Source organism: Acidovorax sp. HMWF018 (assembly GCF_003061035.1).
GTDB lineage: Bacteria > Pseudomonadota > Gammaproteobacteria > Burkholderiales > Burkholderiaceae_C > Acidovorax > Acidovorax delafieldii.
In genome coordinates this window covers 1-16,155 of the sequence record NZ_QAIM01000034.1, presented here as the reverse complement: position 1 = coordinate 16,155, position 16,155 = coordinate 1, and the positions used below count along the sequence as shown (strand labels likewise).

The window sequence follows — 16,155 nt, the reverse complement described above, 5'->3', positions numbered from 1 at the left end:
GTGACGCCCCCTCCGGCAGCCGCGCCCCGCGCGGCGGCACCGCAGCGGGAGCGGCCCGCGCCGGTGTCCAGCAGCCCGGTCGCGCCGCGCTCCCCCGCCACAGACTCCGAACGGTCACGCCCTGCAGAGCTTGCCCCCCGTGAGCGTGTGCCTGCGGCCCCAGCGCCGCGTGTACCCGACATGGCTGCGGCCAGTCCAGCTCCTTCAGCAGCACCGGCGGCTACGGGCACCGTGTTCGCCCAGGCCGACCTGCCCGAGGCTGTGCGGGCGCAGTTACCGTCGCTCAAGATCTCTGGCGTCACCTATTCCAGCAACCCGGTGTACCGCATGGCCATCGTCAACGGCCAGGTGCTGCACGAGGGCGACCCGGCCGGGCCGGGCCTGCTGCTGGAGAAGATCGAGCCCGGCCGCACCATCTGGTCGTTCAAGGGCTACCGGTACGGGTTGGCTTCGCAATAGCAAAATTTGAGCGAAATAGACCAGTAGCGCTAGTGCAATATGCGCCTATTGCTATCTAATTAATAGCAATTGTGCGGGCATCCGCTGCGCCAGCTGCGCCGCTCACATCAGCGCAGAACTGGCGGGACCCAGGGCTATCGCAAGAACCGCCCGTCGCGCCCCACCAGCGTGAGCTCCACAAAGCGCGAGGCGTTGCGGTCCGGCGTGCTGGCGCTGATCTCGAACCCGCCCAGGTCCCACTTTTTCAGGTTCCAGGTGGCGTCGATGAAGGCCGCGCGCGTGGGGTTGCGGCCTGCGCGCTGCAGGGCCTCGGCAAACACGCGGGCGTTGATGTAGCCCTCCAGCGCCAGGTGCGAGGGCTCGGCCGTGGCGCCCGAGGCCTTCCAGGCGGCCTGGAACTCGCGCACCACCGGCATCACCACGTTGGAGGGCAGGGGCACCACCTGCGAGATTGCCATGCCCGTGGCGTCCGCGCCCAGGGCTTTGACGGTGGCCGGGGTGCCCATGACCGACAGCGCGTACAGCGTCACGCCCCGCTTGAGCGCGCGGAACGCCTTCACAAACTCCAGCGTGGGCTTGCCCGCCAGGCCAATCACGATGGCCTCCAGGTTGCCGCCCGCCAGCTTGGCTGCGGCGCTGCCCGCGTCCGAGGCGTTGTTCTCCACCGTCACCGTGGTGGCTTCGGGCAGTTTCAGCCGGTCCATCGACTGCTTGGCGGCGTTGAACACCTCTTTGCCGAAAGAGTTGTTCTGGTAGACGATGCCAATGCGCTGGATGCCGATGGTGGACAGGTGCTGCACCAGTTTTTCGGCCTCGTCGGCATAGCTGGCGCGGATGTTGAACACGTTGCGGGCGTTCTTGGTGCGGCTGAGCTGCGCGCCGGTGAAGGGCGCAAAAAACGGGATGCCGCTCTCGATCACCTTGGGCAGCATGGCGTCGATCATGGGCGTGCCCATGCAGTTGAACAGCGCAAAGTACCCAGGGTCGGCCAGAAACTGCTCCACATTGGCCAGCGCCTTGGGCACGTCGTAGGTGTCATCCTGCGTGACGAGTTCGACGGCCTTGCCATGCACGCCGCCGCGCGCGTTGATGCCCGCAAATGCGGCCTTGGCGCCCTGGTGCATGGCCGAGCCCAGGTCGCCCAGCGGGCCGGTGAGGGCGGTGGATTGCGCAATCTTGATCGCGCCCTCCTGCGCGCGGGCCGCGCCGCTCCAGCCCAGCCCGGGCAGGCCGACGGCCGCTGCGGTGGCGGCTGCGGCGGCCAGCACCTGACGGCGGGCCAGGGGGCGCGGCGCGGTGGGCGCGGGTGGGACGGTGCGTGCGGTGATGGAAGGGTGTTGGGTCATGGTGCTTGTCTCCTCGGGGGCTCCGGCCCTGTACGGGCGGGGCGCGAGGCGACATCATCCCGTCACGATTGGCATTTTTTTGTCGGTCTGGCGACAATTGGGATCGTGGTATTCCCGCATGCCGAGGCGGCCGCGGGGCACCCTTTTTCGTGAGAACCTTTGCGCCATGGACCCACGCACCCACCAGGACCTGTCGCTGCACCAGCGGCGCCGTTCGCCCACGCCGCAGGAGCTTGACGGTATTCCGTGGCTCGACTTGCTGCTGCCCGCCGAGCGAGAGCGCGCCGTGGCCTCGTTGCTGGTGGGGGACGCCAAGGCGGGCGACTATGTGTGCCGCGTGGGGCGCCCGGTGACCTACTGGTTTGGGGTGGTGGAGGGCCTGCTCAAGATGAGCACCGACAACGCCCAGGGCCAGACCATGACCTATGCGGGCCTGCCGCCCGGCGGCTGGTTTGGCGAGGGCACCACCATCAAGCGCGAGCCCTACCGCTACAACATCCAGGCCCTGCGCAAGAGCGTGGTGGCCGGGCTGCCGATTGACAGCTTTCACTGGCTGCTGGACCACTCCATCGGCTTCAACCGCTTTGTGATGAACCAGCTCAACGAGCGCCTGGGCCAGTTCATTGCAGCCCGCGAGATCGACCGCCTGAACAACCCCGATGTGCGTGTGGCGCGCAGCCTGGCGTCGCTGTTCAACCCCGTGCTGTACCCGGGCGTGGGCGAGGTGCTGCGCATCACGCAGCAGGAGCTGGCCTATCTGGTGGGGCTGTCGCGTCAGCGGGTGAACGAGGCGCTGGCGGCGCTGGAGGCGCAGGGGGCGATCCGGGTGGAGTACGGCGGCCTGCGGGTGCTGGACCTGGCGGCGCTGCGATCCAGTGTGACACCCCCCTGAGGCGCTGTGCGCCTTCCCCTTGAGGGGGCGCGCCCTCGCCGCGGGGCGGTCCTTGCTTGGCGCCCCTGGCGTGGAGTGCGCCCGATTGAAAGTCCCGTCAGCTACGCGGCAGTGCGGGAGCGCGGGATGATGGGGCTGAGGCCAGGTGGCGCGGGGCTGCCGTGCGCGTGGGCGCTGGCACTGCGGTGGGCGATGCGGAGGCGCTGGCCGTGCCCCAGCTGTTTTCGTCGCCGCCGTCGCGCGTCAGTCGGAAGGTACCCACCATCTGTGTCAGGCGTCCGGCCTGGTCCTTGAGGCTGTCGGCAGCGGCTGCGCCTTCCTCCACCAGGGCGGCGTTCTGCTGGGTCATTTCTTCCAGCGCACCCACCGACTGGCTCACATGCCCGATGCGCTGGCTTTGCTCCTGCGTGGCCGCCGTGATCTCGCCCATGATGTCGGAGACGCGGCGCACCGACTGCACCAGTTCTTCAATCGTCTTGCCGGCGTGGTTGACGAGCGTGCTGCCCTCTTGCACCTGGTCCACGCTGGTTCCGATCAGCGCCTTGATTTCGCGCGCGGCCTGGGCCGAGCGCCCCGCCAGGTTGCGCACCTCGCCCGCCACCACCGCAAAGCCGCGGCCCTGCTCGCCCGCACGGGCGGCTTCCACCGCCGCGTTCAGCGCGAGGATGTTGGTCTGGAACGCGATGCCATCGATCACGCTGATGATGTCGGCGATCTTGCGCGAGCTGGCGCTGATGGTGTCCATGGTGCGCACCACCTGGCCCACCACTTCGCCGCCGCGTGTGGCCGCATCGGACGCGGTGGACGCGAGCTGGTTGGCCTGGCGGGCCGAGTCGGCGCTTTGCGACACCGTGCCGGTCAGGTCCACCAGCGCTGTCGCGGCGCCCTGCAGGTTGTGCGAGGTCTGTTCGGTGCGCTGGCTCAGGTCCAGGTTGCCCGAAGCCACTTCCGAGCTGGCCACCAGGATGGAGTCGGCGGTCTGGCCGATTTCGCCCACCAGGGTGCGCAGGCGCTCCTGCATGGCGGCAATGGCTTCGAGCAGGCGGCCGGTTTCGTCGTGGATGCGCACTTCGACCTGCGAGGTGAGGTCGCCGCGTGCAATGCGCTCGGCCACCACGACTGCGCGGCCGATGGGGGCGGTGATGCTGGCCGTGATGCGCCAGGCAATCAGCGCGCCCAGCCCGATGGCCAGCAGCACCAGCAGCCCACCCACCACGCGGGCACTGCTCTGGGTTTGCTCTGCCGAGACGGTGGCCTCGGCATTCAAGGTGTTTTGCAGCTCGATCAGTTCGCGCAGCTTGGCGCGCCAGGCGGTTTCTGCGGGGGCCACGCGTGTCATCAGCGCCAGCGTGGCGCTCACGGTGTCGCCGTCGTCAGCGGCCTTGATGGCGCTGTCCAGTTCGGGGCGGGTCTTGCCGCCCAGGGCCTGCACCTCGGTCAGCAGCTTGAGTTCTGCGGGGGTGGCCGTGGCAGGGGTGAGCAGCTGGGTCAAAGCGGCTTCTTGCGTGGCGTATTCCTTGAGCGTCTTGCCCACGGCCACGATCTGCTCACGCGCCTGCTTGGGGTCGATGTCGTTGAGCATGGCGGCGGAGCGGCTCTGAATGCCGATGGCGCTCACGCTTTCCAGCATGCCGTTGACCAGCTTGGCCTTGTTGGCACCCACGCCGGTGATCTGCGTCATCTGATCATGCACTTTGCCCACGGACAGCTGGCCCACTGCCGCCACCGCCACCAGGAGCACCAGCATGCAGCCAAACCCCAGGCTGAGCCGGCTGGAAATCGACAGGGATTGGAAGGTGGAAGCAGCCGGCATGGGGGTCCTTGGGTATCGAAAAGGATCAAAGCGTGATCAAACGGGGGCCTCTGCGCAAAGCAATAACGGTGCCCACCGGCCGCCGCGCGTCCGTTGAACGGGCGCTGGAGTCGGTGCAGTGTAGGCAATAACAACAAAATGTGTCATGAGCGTTGAGGATGGTCCCATGCCCGATCTGCATAGCCGCATTTGTTACAAATACCGCGACGCACGACCCTGGTGCACTGGCGCCAAAGTGCAACAGAAGGTGGCGCTGAAATTATTCGCAAAACCTTCGCGGGCGCCGGTAATGAATGCCTGTTTTGCTATCAAAAACAAAGTGAATGTGGGGCTTGGGGTTTGCCCTTGCCCACACCACGGGCGCTACCGATCAGGTATAAACCTGTAACACTTGCGAGGTCTTTCATGCATCCGTTTTTTCCCTCTTCCACGCTGCGCACCGCCCTCGCTGCAGCCGCCCTGGCCTTGCTGGCCGGCTGTGCGGCACCCCGGCCCGACACCGGTTTGCGCGAAACCCTGGTGGCCGTGACGGCCTCGCATGAGCTCATTACCTTCCAGGCCGCGCAGCCCGAGCGCATCCTGGAGCGGCGCCCCGTGACGGGCTTGGCGCCCGGCGAGCGGCTGGTGGGCATCGACTTCCGCGTGGCCAAGGGCGTGCTCTATGCGCTGTCGCAGGCGGGCCGCCTGTACACGCTCGACATCCCCACTGGCGCGCTGCGCCTGGTGGGCCCTGCACCCGCCGCGCTGGCGCTGCAAGGCGCAGTCTTCGGCTTTGATTTCAACCCGGCAGCCGACCGTATCCGGGTGGTGTCCAACACCGGACAGAACCTGCGTCTGCACCCCGACACCGGGGCGGTGGTCGATGGCGACACTGCGGTGGAAGGGGTGCAGCCCGACCCCAGCCTGCGCTACGCCTGGGGCGACGTCAACGCCCGCCGTAGGCCCGACATTGCCGGTGCCGCCTACACCTACAACCCCAACGACAGCAAGATCACCACCAACTACGCCATCGACCGTGCGCTGGGCGTGCTGGTGATGCAGGGCTCGCGCGAGGGCACCCAGCCCGTGGTGTCGCCCAACGCCGGGCAGCTGCGCACCGTGGGCCCCCTGGGGCTGGGGCCGCTCACGGACGTGAGTTTTGACATCGCCGACGTGGGCAACACCGCCCTCATCGCCGTGCGCACCGCCGCCGATACCCAGACCCGGCTGCACCAGGTGGACCTGGCAACCGGCGCCACCCGCCCCCTGGGCCCGGTGGGCGATGGCGCGCCCCTGGTGGGCCTGGCGATCGAACCATGAGGCCGGACGGCCTGCCGACGCTGCGGCCGCGCGCGGTGCGCCAAGCCTTGCGTCACGCCATGCGTACCTCGTCAGCGGCACTCGCTGCGCTGGCGTTGGTGGCCGGCGGCGCGCAGGCAGGCACCGTGCAGGTGGATGTGTCCGACGCTGCGGGCAAGCCTGTGGCCGATGCGGTGGTGTTCTTGGACTCGGCCGAGGCGCGCAAGCAGGTCAAACCGCTGACCGGTGTGGAGATGGCGCAGGAGAAACGGCAGTTTGTGCCCGGCCTGCTGGTGGTGCCGGTGGGCACCGAGGTGCTGTTCCCCAACCGCGACTCGGTGCGGCACCATGTGTACTCCTTCTCGCCGGCCAAGAAGTTCGAACTCAAGCTCTACAGCGGCACGCCATCCAACCCGGTGTTGTTTGACAAGGCCGGTGTGGTGGCCCTGGGCTGCAACATCCATGACCAGATGGTGGGCTGGGTGCTGGTGGTGGACACGCCGTACTACGCCCGTACCCCCGCCGCCACGGGCAAGGCGCAGCTCGACAATGTGCCGCCCGGCACCTACACGCTGCGCACCTGGCACACCCGCCTGCCGGTGGGTGCCCCAGCCCTGGAGCAGGCGCTGACCGTGCCCGCTACAGGCTCCGCCACGGCGTCTGTGCGCATGACGGGGTTGCAACCTTGAAGCGGCTGCGCCTGGCCCGGCGCAGCCTGATCCTGCGGTTGGTGGGGTTGTCGCTGCTGCTGCTGCTCATCGTGCAGGCGGCAGGGTTTGCCGTGGTGCGGGCCTCCATCGACCGCAATGCCCGCGCCCAGATCGCGCGGGCCCTGGACCTGGACGAAAACATCTGGCGCCGCCTGCTCGACCAGAATGCCGAGCAGCTGCGCCAGGGATCGGCTCTGCTCGCGGCTGACTATGGCTTTCGCTCGGCGGTCAACTCGGGGGACGAGGAAACCATCCAGTCGGTGCTGGAGAATCATGGCAGCCGCATCGGCGCAGCCGTGACTGCGCTGCTCGGAACGGACCTGGAGCTGCGTGCGGTCAGCCTGTCCGACAGCATGGAGCAATTCCCGGCCACGCTGCGGCAGGTGGTGCCGCGCCTGGCGCAGCAGCCCCAGGGCAGCCAGATTGCGGTGATGGATGGCGTGCCCTACCAGTTCGTGATGGTGCCCATGCGTGCGCCGGTGGTCATTGGCTGGGTGTTGATGGGTTTTCGCATCGACCAGTCGCGTGCCGACGAAATGCGGCAGCTCTTGTCGGTGCATGTGGCCCTGATGATCAAGTCCCCGGAGGGAGCGATGACCCTGTCGGTCAGCACCTTGCCCGCAGATGCGCGGGCCTTGCTGCTGAGCACCGGTGGCGCGGCAGGCGAGCTGCAGACAGTCGAGGGCACCTTGCTTGCGCGCTCCAGCAAGCTCGACAGCGTGGGGGGAGAGGTGCACTCGCTGCTGCTGCGTTCGGTGGACGAGGTGGTGGCGCCTTATCGCCAGCTGCAGGTGTTGCTGGCCATCATCACCGTGGCGGGTGTGCTGCTGTTTGCGGCAGGCACGGGCCTGGTGGCGCAACGGCTCACCACGCCCCTGCGCTCGCTGCTGGCTGCCACGCAGCGGCTCTCGCGCGGTGAATACGATGTGCCGCTGGAGCATACCGACCGCACGGACGAGATAGGCAACCTGGCGCGTTCGTTCGACCACATGCGCGTGGACATCGGCGCGCAGCAAACCGAAATCCGCCGCCTCGCCTACTGGGACCGCTTGACGGGCCTGCCTAACCGGGAGCGCTTTCGTGACGCCGTGGTGCAGGCCATCGCCGCAAGTGCCGATCCTGCGCAGCCGCTGGCAGTGCTCACGCTGGACCTGGACCGGTTCAAGCATGTCAACGACGTGCTGGGCTACGCCTTTGGCGACCGCCTGCTGCAGGCCGTGGCCGAGCGTCTGAGCCAGCAGGTGCGTTCGCCCGAAGACATGGTGGCGCGCCTGGGGGGCAATGAGTTCGCCATCCTGCTGCAGCGCGCCGATGCCGCTGCGGCACACGAGATTGCCCAGCGCATCAACCAGTCGTTCGAGGAACCGCTGGCCTTTGAGGACCAGACGGTAGACCTGAGCGCAGGCATTGGTTTTGCCTGCTGGCCGGGCAATGCGGGTGACGCCGACACGCTGCTCAGCCGCTCTGAAATCGCCATGTATGCCGCCAAGCGCAAGCTCAGCGGAGCCCTGCAGTACGACGCAGCGTTTGATTCGTCCAGTGCGCAGACCCTGTCGCTGCTGACCGAGCTGCGCCACGCCGTGGAGCACCATGAGCTGCGCCTGTACCTGCAGCCCAAGGTGCCCTTGCACGGGCAGCCGGGCCTGGCGGCCGAGGCGCTGGTGCGCTGGCAGCACCCGCAGCGCGGGCTGGTGCCGCCCATGCAGTTCATCCCGTTTGCCGAGCAGACCGGGTTTGTGCGCCACCTCACGCTGTGGATGTTTGAAGAAGTCGCGCGCCTGCTGGCCGACCCGCGCACGCAGGGCCTGCCGCTCAGGGTGTCGGTCAACCTCTCTACCCGCGACCTTCTCGACCCCGAGCTGAGCCACCGGCTCGCTGACATCCTGGCGCGCCACGGAGTGGCGGCCAGTGCCTTTTGCCTGGAGATCACCGAAAGCGCGATCATGGACGATCCGCAGCGCGCCGAGGCCATGCTCAACCGCCTGTCGGAGCAGGGTTTCAAGCTGTCCATCGACGATTTCGGCACGGGCTACTCGTCGCTGGCCTACCTCAAGCGCCTGCCGGTCGATGAGCTCAAGATCGACAAGTCGTTTGTGATGGGCATGGAGACGGGCGAAGACGACGCGATGATCGTGCGCTCGACCATCGACCTGGCGCACAACCTCGGGCTCACCGTGGTGGCCGAAGGCGTGGAGACCGCCGCCATCCTGGAGCGCCTGCGCCTCCTGACCTGCGACGAGGCACAGGGGTATCACATTGCGCGGCCCCTGCCGGTGGATGATTTCCTGGCCTGGCAGGCCCGCCAGGGGTAGCTGGCGCCAGGCCGTTGCATCTCAGTTTGGGGGCTAAGAACCTGTTCAAAGCAGTTCACAGGCGAAAATACACGCAATGTCTTCCTCCTCCTCTCGCCCGCCCGCGGGCTCCGCTGCTGCCCCAGCCTCTGACGCTGGCGGCTCCACGCCTGTTTCTTCCTCTGCGCCTGCCGCGCGTCCTTTGCTGCGCCGCCCGACCCTGGCGGCCAAGCCTGCGCCTGCACGGCCTGCGCCGCCACCCAGGGCCCCCCGTCCCTCCCGCGCTCCAGCGCCGTCCAGCTACCGCGTCGCGTCAGGCGCCTTTGTGGCGCCCGTGCGCCAGGTGCCTGCGCCTGCCACCAGCACCGTGGGGGGCTTGCCCACCTCGCGCCTGAACAAGCGCATGGCCGAGCTGGGCCTGTGCTCGCGCCGCGAGGCCGACGACTGGGTGGAGCAGGGCTGGGTCAAGGTCAACGGCGTGGTGGCGACCATGGGCCAGCAGGTCACGGCGGCCGACCGCATCGAGGTGGACAAGATTGCCCAGGGTTTCCAGGAGCAGCGCGTCACCATCCTGCTGAACAAGCCCATTGGCTATGTGAGCGGCCAGGCCGAGGACGGTCACACGCCCGCCGTGGCGCTGATCAACCCCCGCACCCACTGGCGCGATGACCCCAGCCGCAACCGCTTCTCTCCGCCGCAGCTGCGGGGCCTGGCACCTTGCGGGCGGCTCGATATCGACTCGGTGGGCCTCTTGGTGCTAACCCAGGACGGCCGCGTGGCCCGGCAGATCATTGGCGAGGACTCCGAGATGGAAAAGGAGTACTTGGTGCGCGTGGTCTACCAGGCCCCCGGTCAGGCGGTGCCACGCCACCCCGGCGAGCGCTCCGCGCCGCTGCAGGAAATCGACGAGCGTGACCCGGTCAGCACCAATGTGCAGGCGGTGTTTCCCAGAGAGTTGCTGGAACGCCTGCGCCATGGCCTGAGCCTGGACGGCGAACCGCTCAAGCCCGCCAAGGTCGATTGGCAAAACCCCGAGCAGCTGCGGTTTGTGCTCACCGAGGGCAAAAAACGCCAGATCCGCCGCATGTGCGAACTGGTGGGGCTCAAGGTGGTGGGTCTCAAGCGCATCCGCATCGGCCGGGTGACCTTGGGCAACCTGCCGGTGGGGCAGTGGCGTTATCTTTCGCCCAACGAGCGGTTCTGAGAGCCCCGGGCTCCCTGACATTTTTTAAACGGAGCCCTTTCATGCCCCCACCGTCCACACCCCGGCTGCGCAAGCCTGCTGCTTCTGCCCCTCCGGTCGACGGCGCCATTGCGGCGAAGGCCAACCCGCTGCGCCAGTTGCGGGCGTCCGACCTGCGCGGTGTCGCGCGCCTGGCCGCGCAGGCCACCACCGGCATCAGCCGGGTGGCCGAGGGGGTGCACCAGTCGGTGCTGGGCACGCTGGGGCTGCCGGGCGGTGCCCAGCCGGGTCGTACGCGGGGGCTGACCGGGTTGGTGTACCAAAGCATCCGGGGGGTAACGCAGCTGGTGGATGCGGGCCTGCAAGCCGGGCTGGCGCGGCTGGAACCGTTTTTTGCTCCGGTCACGCCATCCGCCGCAGTGCATTGGGAGCGCGAGGCGGTCATCGCCGCGCTCAACGGCGTGATGGGCGACCGCCTGCAACGCGACGGCAACCCGCTGTGCACGCAGATGGGCTGGTACCAGCAGGGTCGGCCCCTGGACTTGTGCGCGCTGGCTGCACCGGGCGCCGCCACGGGCAAGCTCCTGGTGCTGGTGCATGGCCTGTGCATGAACGACCTGCAGTGGCTGCGCCACGGTCACGACCATGGCGCCCATCTGGCCGAGGCCCTGGGCTATACCCCTGTCTACCTGCGCTACAACACCGGCCAGCACACATCCACCAACGGTGCCGAGTTATCGGCCCTGCTTGCATCCCTGGTGGCTTCGTGGCCCGTGCCGGTGACGGAGCTGTCCATCCTGGCCCACAGCATGGGTGGGCTGGTGGCGCGCAGCGCCTGCCACCATGCCGCACAGGCCCTGGCAGGCTCCGGCGGCTGGCTGCCCCGGATGCGCCACCTGGTTTTTCTGGGCACCCCGCACCACGGCGCGCCCCTGGAGCGCGCGGGCCACTGGGTGGATGTGCTGCTGGGCAGCACCGCGTACTCACGCCCCTTTGCCCGCCTGGCCCAGTTGCGCAGTGCGGGCATCACCGACCTGCGCTACGGCCATGTGCTCGATACGGACTGGCTGGGGCGGGACCGCTTTCGCAAAAGCCCAGACCAGCGCACCCCCGTGCCGCTGCCTCCCGGAGTGGCATGCCACGCGGTGGCGGCCACCCTGGCTGCGCGGCGCAGCCCGGTGGGCGAGCGGCTGGTGGGGGACGGGTTGGTGCCCTTGCACAGTGCGCTGGGCATCCACGATGATCCCGAAAGGACGCTGGGCTTTGCCAAGGCCCGGCAGGCGGTGTTCTGTCGCCTGGGCCACCTGGACCTGCTGGCAGATGCGGGCGTGGCGCGGCAGCTGCAGGAATGGATGCAGGTATGAGTACCTGGGCGGCCTGCTTTTTGACGCAGGCGGCGCTTGCCAGGGGCCGGGGCGCGGCTACCATGTCGCGGTGCGCTACGTAACAAGGAGAATTTAGTGAGTGATGCGAAATACCGCCTGGTGACCCGCAGTGACTTTGACGGCCTGGTCTGCGCGGTGCTGCTCAATGAGCTGAACCTGATCGACGAGATCACTTTTGTCCACCCCAAGGACATGCAGGACGGCAAGGTGCCTATCACCAGCCGCGATATCACCACCAACCTGCCCTACGTGCCGGGTGCGCACCTGGTGTTCGACCACCACGAGTCCGAAACCATCCGCAACTCGGGTCGCCGTGACGAGAACCACATCATCGAGGCCCACGCTCCCTCGGCCGCGCGCGTGGTCTACAACCACTATGGCGGCAAGGCCGCGTTCCCGCGCATCACCGACGAGATGATGGCCGCCGTGGACCAGGCCGACTCGGCGCAGTATTCACGCGACGACATCCTCAACCCCCAGGGCTGGGTGCTGCTGAACTACCTCATGGACTCGCGCACGGGCCTGGGGCGTTTTCGGGAGTTCCGCATCAGCAACTATGCGCTGATGATGGACCTGATCCAGTATTGCCGCGACCACACCATCGACGAGATCCTGGCGCTGCCCGATGTGCAAGAGCGCGTCAACCTGTACCGCGAGCACGCCCCCAAAGCCCAGGCCCAGCTGCAAAGCTGTGCCATTCGCATCGGCAACCTGGTGGTGCTGGACCTGCGCGACGAGGAAACCATCTGGGCCACCAACCGGTTCATGATCTATGCGCTGTTTCCACAGTGCAACATCTCCATCCACGTGATGTGGGGCCTGCAGAAGCAGAACACGGTGTTTGCCACCGGCAAGTCCATCCTGGACCGCAGCAGCAAGACCCACGTGGGTAACCTGATGCTGGAGTTTGGCGGCGGCGGCCACGCGGCGGCGGGCACCTGCCAGGTGGCCAACGACAAGGCCGACACCATGCTCAAGACGCTGATCGAGCGCATCACCACCGACGGCTGAGCCGTGAGGCCCCGCCGGGCGGTCAACGACCGCCATGCCTGGCCCTTGAAAAACGGGCGCACGCCCCTACATCACGCCTGCTGGTTCGGCAGGCGTGATTTTTTGTGCCGATCCCATTCGTATTCGTTCAGACCGATTTCCATAGAGAGAACCCCTCCATGAGCAAGCAAACCCTGTCGTTCCAGGCCGAAGTGGCCCAGCTGCTGCACCTGGTCACCCATTCGCTGTATTCCAACCAGGAAATCTTCCTGCGCGAGTTGATCTCCAACGCGTCGGACGCCTGCGACAAGCTGCGTTTTGAAGCGCTGGACAAGCCCGCCCTGTACGAAGACGCGCCCAACCTCGAAGTGCGCGTGACCTTCGACAAGGCCGCCAAGATGCTGACCATCACCGACAACGGCATCGGTATGAGCCAGCAGGAGGCCATCGACCACCTGGGCACCATTGCCAAGAGTGGCACCAAGGACTTCATGGGCAAGCTCAGCGGCGACCAGAAGGCGGACGCCCAGCTCATCGGCCAGTTCGGCGTGGGCTTCTACTCCGGCTTCATCGTGGCCGACAAGATCACGGTGGAATCGCGCCGTGCGGGCCTGAAGGCCGACGAAGGCGTGCGCTGGATCAGCGGCGGGACGGGCGACTTTGAGGTGGAAACCATCACCCGCGCCCCGCGCGGCACCAGCATCATCCTGCACCTGCGCGACGACGCCGAGGAATACCTCAATGCCTGGAAGCTCAAGCAGGTCATCGCCAAATACTCCGACCACATCAGCCTGCCCATCCTGATGGAAAAGGAAGAGTGGAAAGACGGCGAGCTGATCAACCCAAACGACGAAAACGGTGGCCGCCAGCCCGGCGGCATGGTCAAGACGGGCGAGTGGGAAACCATCAACAAGGCCAGCGCCCTGTGGACGCGTCCCAAGAAGGACATCACCGACGAGCAGTACGCCGAGTTCTACAAGACCATCAGCCACGACCACGAAGCCCCACTGACCTGGGCGCACAACCGCGTGGAAGGCAACACCGAATACACGCAGCTGCTGTACATCCCCGCCAAGGCGCCGTTCGATTTGTGGAACCGCGACAAGAAGGCTGGCGTGAAGCTGTATGTGAAGCGTGTGTTCATCATGGACGACGCCGAAGCGCTGATGCCCACCTACCTGCGCTTCGTCAAGGGCGTGATCGACTCGGCCGACCTGCCGCTGAACGTGAGCCGCGAGCTGCTGCAGGAAAGCCGTGACGTGCGGTCCATCCGCGAAGGCTCCACCAAGCGCGTGCTCTCGATGCTGGAAGACCTGGCCAAGCACGACAAGCACGACGCCGCAGCGGGCGCCGACGGCGTGACCGACGTGGTGGATGCCGACGACAAGGCCAAGGAAGGCAAGTACACCGCGTTCTACGCCGAGTTTGGCGCCGTGCTGAAGGAAGGCCTGGGTGAAGACTTTGGCAACCGCGAGCGCCTGGCCAAGCTGCTGCGTTTTGCATCCACTACCAGCGACGCCGTGACGGTCGGTTTTGCCGATTACAAGGCCCGCATGAAGGAAGGCCAGGAGGCGATTTACTACATCACTGCCGACACCCTGGCCGCCGCCAAGAACAGCCCACAGCTCGAAGTCTTCAAGAAGAAGGGCATCGAGGTGCTGCTCATGACCGACCGCGTGGACGAGTGGGCGCTGAACTACCTGCACGAGTTTGACGGCACGCCGCTGCAAAGCGTGGCCAAGGGCGCGGTGGACCTGGGCAAGCTGCAGGACGAAGCCGAGAAGAAGGCCGCCGAAGAAGCTGCCGAAGCCTTCAAGCCTGTGCTGGCCAAGCTGAAAGAAGCGCTCAAGGACAAGGCCGAAGACGTGCGCGTGACCACGCGCCTGGTCGATTCACCCGCCTGCCTGGTGGTGCAGGACGATGGCATGAGCACCCAGCTGGCGCGCATGCTCAAGCAGGCCGGCCAGCAGGCGCCCGAGACCAAGCCTGTGCTGGAGGTGAATGCCGAGCACGCGCTGGTCAAGAAGCTCGATGGCAGTGTGCACTTCCACGACCTGGCGCACATCCTGTTTGACCAGGCCCTGCTGGCCGAGGGCGGCTTGCCAGAAGACCCTGCGGCGTACGTCAAGCGCGTGAACGCGCTGCTGGCCTAAGGTTCTCGCAGGTGGTGGGCAGGTGCGCCCCCGGGGCGAAATCTGCTTTCACCCCGCGTGAATAGGGGCTGGGAAGCCATTCAAAGTGAAACCCCGGGGCTGGATTGCTCCCGGGGTTTTCTTTGGCCGCTGCGGGGCCAGCTCACTCCGGCGGCTGAGCCTGCTCCAGCAGCCGCGCATACACCTGGTTGCGCTCTTGTGGGGCTGCATCCATCAAAGTCTTGAGGGCCTCATCGGGTAGCCGCATGCCGCGACGCCGGTCGGTTGCCACTGGCAGATTGCGCCAGCCGGAGAGCACCAGCCAGTCCCACAACTCCCCCGAAATCCGATGGGTGACCGCCATCTTCAGCGCCTCCCGTTGGATGTCCGTGCCGACCGCAGGCACCTGCCCCACCGGCGCGGGGCGGCGTGTCTGTCGGATCGAAAAAACGTTGCGTATCCAGTCCTTCATGGGCGGGGGGGCGTGTTCATAGGGTGCAGCATAGCCCACCGTGTTGGCTTTGCTCAAGCCTCACGGGCCTTGCATAACGCCGCACAACGCTGCCGTCCGCAGCGGAGTTCACTGCGTTGGCGTGCGCGGAATGTCCTGCGCTCCAACGCGTGAATCACTGAAGCCCTGATGGCCTGCGCGGGCCAAGGAAACCAAGGGCCGCGCCTTCTCCCGCCGAATTGATCACCACAGCACTGCACGCGAGTGGTGCGAACGATACGCATTGCGTCACGCAATGGTTAACGATTGTTGCCCCGCAGCAATGCGCCTGTTTCGTGGCTAGATTCGAGTGCTGCTTCAGCCACCAAGGCTGGGCTTCTTCGCGGTCTCCCCTCACACCGATTTTTACCAACCCGAAAAGGGGCTGGTGAGGTTGCGGCGTGGCCAAAAACTTGAGCTGTTCATCACTTCAGGACCAACTATGTTCAATCCGTTGTCGCGCCTCTTTGTGGGCGCGCATCCGCCCAGTAGACAGATACAGGAATTTGACGGTACTACGCAGCCCGAGCAGGGCATGCGCCATCAACGCTGGGCGGCGAAATCCCGCCGGGCATCCCGCGCCTTGCGCCGGTTTGGCTGGCTGCTGCTGGCGAATGGATTGGTCGCGGGCGCTGCCCTGGCGCAGTCTGCGGACCTGGTGGTGAACCACGCAGACTCTCCGGACCCGGGCCCAGCTGGCGGCATCTTCACGTACACGCTGCGCATCGACAACAACGGACCCAATGGGGCGGTGGGTGTCACGTTGACAGACACCTTGCCCGCAGGTTCCGTCTTCATTGATGTGAACACGACCGCAGGCACCTGCAACCAGGCTGGCGGCACGGTCAGTTGCGCCTTGGGCGACATTCCGTTCAATGCCAATCAAACGGTGACGGTGCGCGTGCGCTTGCCTTCGGCTGGGGTGTGGACCAACACCGCCACGGCGGGCAGCACCACTGCAGACCCCAACGCCAGCAATAACGTCAACAGCATCCAGGCCACAACGGCCACGCAAGCGGCTGACCTTTCGGTGTCTGCAGTTCCGTCTGTTGCCAGCGTGAATGCAGGCCAAGCTTACAGCTACGCATTGCAGGCTACCAACCAGGGGCCGGACGCGGCAGATGGCAGCCAGAGCATTAGCTTCACCGTGCCTGCCGGGGCTTTGATCACCGCAGCACCCTCGGGC

At 66.6% G+C, this 16,155-nt stretch carries 13 protein-coding genes; 10 read left to right on the top strand and 3 right to left on the bottom strand.

The window, feature by feature from the left end:
• Window positions 1-459: general secretion pathway protein GspB (locus DBR23_RS01015; RefSeq protein WP_233250214.1), on the top strand; the 459-nt coding region annotated here is incomplete at its 5' end.
• 134 nt (window positions 460-593) lie between these two features.
• Here DBR23_RS01015 and DBR23_RS01010 read toward each other — a convergent pair.
• Window positions 594-1,805, bottom strand: coding sequence for an ABC transporter substrate-binding protein (locus tag DBR23_RS01010; RefSeq protein WP_108497014.1), 1,212 nt, complete (start codon window positions 1,803-1,805; stop codon window positions 594-596).
• 166 nt (window positions 1,806-1,971) lie between these two features.
• Between DBR23_RS01010 and DBR23_RS01005 the strand changes: the two genes are divergently transcribed.
• On the top strand, window positions 1,972-2,697 hold the full coding sequence (locus tag DBR23_RS01005) for a Crp/Fnr family transcriptional regulator (RefSeq protein ID WP_056059696.1): 726 nt from the start codon (window positions 1,972-1,974) through the stop codon (window positions 2,695-2,697).
• A 97-nt stretch (window positions 2,698-2,794) separates the two neighbouring features.
• Here the strand turns inward: DBR23_RS01005 and DBR23_RS01000 are convergent, their stop codons facing one another.
• Window positions 2,795-4,510 carry a methyl-accepting chemotaxis protein gene (locus DBR23_RS01000; protein ID WP_108497013.1) on the bottom strand — a complete coding sequence of 572 codons (1,716 nt, stop codon included), beginning with the start codon at window positions 4,508-4,510 and terminating at the stop codon, window positions 2,795-2,797.
• Window positions 4,511-4,915: 405 nt separating this feature from the next.
• Between DBR23_RS01000 and DBR23_RS00995 the strand changes: the two genes are divergently transcribed.
• From DBR23_RS00995 to htpG, 7 genes are all read left to right on the top strand, one after another.
• Window positions 4,916-5,809: a DUF4394 domain-containing protein gene (locus DBR23_RS00995; protein ID WP_108497012.1), complete on the top strand. Its 894-nt coding sequence runs from the start codon at window positions 4,916-4,918 to the stop codon at window positions 5,807-5,809.
• A 59-nt stretch (window positions 5,810-5,868) separates the two neighbouring features.
• Window positions 5,869-6,477 (top strand): methylamine utilization protein, encoded by a 609-nt coding sequence (locus tag DBR23_RS00990; protein WP_056060061.1) that lies wholly within the window; start codon window positions 5,869-5,871, stop codon window positions 6,475-6,477.
• Complete coding sequence (locus DBR23_RS00985) at window positions 6,474-8,810, top strand: bifunctional diguanylate cyclase/phosphodiesterase (RefSeq protein ID WP_108497011.1); 2,337 nt, start codon at window positions 6,474-6,476, stop codon at window positions 8,808-8,810. Before DBR23_RS00990 ends, DBR23_RS00985 begins: the two co-directional genes overlap by 4 nt.
• Before the next feature lie 322 nt (window positions 8,811-9,132).
• Window positions 9,133-9,993, top strand: a complete 861-nt coding sequence (locus DBR23_RS00980) for a pseudouridine synthase (RefSeq protein WP_233194301.1) — start codon at window positions 9,133-9,135, stop codon at window positions 9,991-9,993.
• 41 nt (window positions 9,994-10,034) lie between these two features.
• Window positions 10,035-11,336 (top strand): triacylglycerol lipase, encoded by a 1,302-nt coding sequence (locus DBR23_RS00975; RefSeq protein WP_233250213.1) that lies wholly within the window; start codon window positions 10,035-10,037, stop codon window positions 11,334-11,336.
• Window positions 11,337-11,432: 96 nt separating this feature from the next.
• Entirely contained in the window at window positions 11,433-12,368 is a 936-nt protein-coding gene (locus DBR23_RS00970) for an exopolyphosphatase (RefSeq protein ID WP_099731391.1), read from the top strand.
• A gap of 158 nt (window positions 12,369-12,526) precedes the next feature.
• Complete coding sequence (gene htpG / locus DBR23_RS00965) at window positions 12,527-14,500, top strand: molecular chaperone HtpG (RefSeq protein WP_108497010.1); 1,974 nt, start codon at window positions 12,527-12,529, stop codon at window positions 14,498-14,500.
• A gap of 142 nt (window positions 14,501-14,642) precedes the next feature.
• Here the strand turns inward: htpG and DBR23_RS00960 are convergent, their stop codons facing one another.
• Window positions 14,643-14,951, bottom strand: a complete 309-nt coding sequence (locus DBR23_RS00960) for a hypothetical protein (RefSeq protein ID WP_108497017.1) — start codon at window positions 14,949-14,951, stop codon at window positions 14,643-14,645.
• A 460-nt stretch (window positions 14,952-15,411) separates the two neighbouring features.
• Here DBR23_RS00960 and DBR23_RS00955 point away from each other — a divergent pair.
• Window positions 15,412-16,155 (top strand): DUF11 domain-containing protein (locus tag DBR23_RS00955; protein ID WP_233250212.1); only part of this gene is annotated, 744 nt, incomplete at its 3' end.

What these genes read in the sequence shown, in the direction of transcription:
- DBR23_RS01010 (WP_108497014.1), bottom strand. Translation starts at nt 1,805, where the DNA reads ATGACCCAACACCCTTCCATCACCGCACGCACCGTCCCACCCGCGCCC.
- DBR23_RS01005 (WP_056059696.1), top strand. Translation starts at nt 1,972, where the DNA reads ATGGACCCACGCACCCACCAGGACCTGTCGCTGCACCAGCGGCGCCGT.
- DBR23_RS01000 (WP_108497013.1), bottom strand. Translation starts at nt 4,510, where the DNA reads ATGCCGGCTGCTTCCACCTTCCAATCCCTGTCGATTTCCAGCCGGCTC.
- DBR23_RS00995 (WP_108497012.1), top strand. Translation starts at nt 4,916, where the DNA reads ATGCATCCGTTTTTTCCCTCTTCCACGCTGCGCACCGCCCTCGCTGCA.
- DBR23_RS00990 (WP_056060061.1), top strand. Translation starts at nt 5,869, where the DNA reads ATGCGTACCTCGTCAGCGGCACTCGCTGCGCTGGCGTTGGTGGCCGGC.
- DBR23_RS00975 (WP_233250213.1), top strand. Translation starts at nt 10,035, where the DNA reads ATGCCCCCACCGTCCACACCCCGGCTGCGCAAGCCTGCTGCTTCTGCC.
- htpG (WP_108497010.1), top strand. Translation starts at nt 12,527, where the DNA reads ATGAGCAAGCAAACCCTGTCGTTCCAGGCCGAAGTGGCCCAGCTGCTG.
- DBR23_RS00960 (WP_108497017.1), bottom strand. Translation starts at nt 14,951, where the DNA reads ATGAAGGACTGGATACGCAACGTTTTTTCGATCCGACAGACACGCCGC.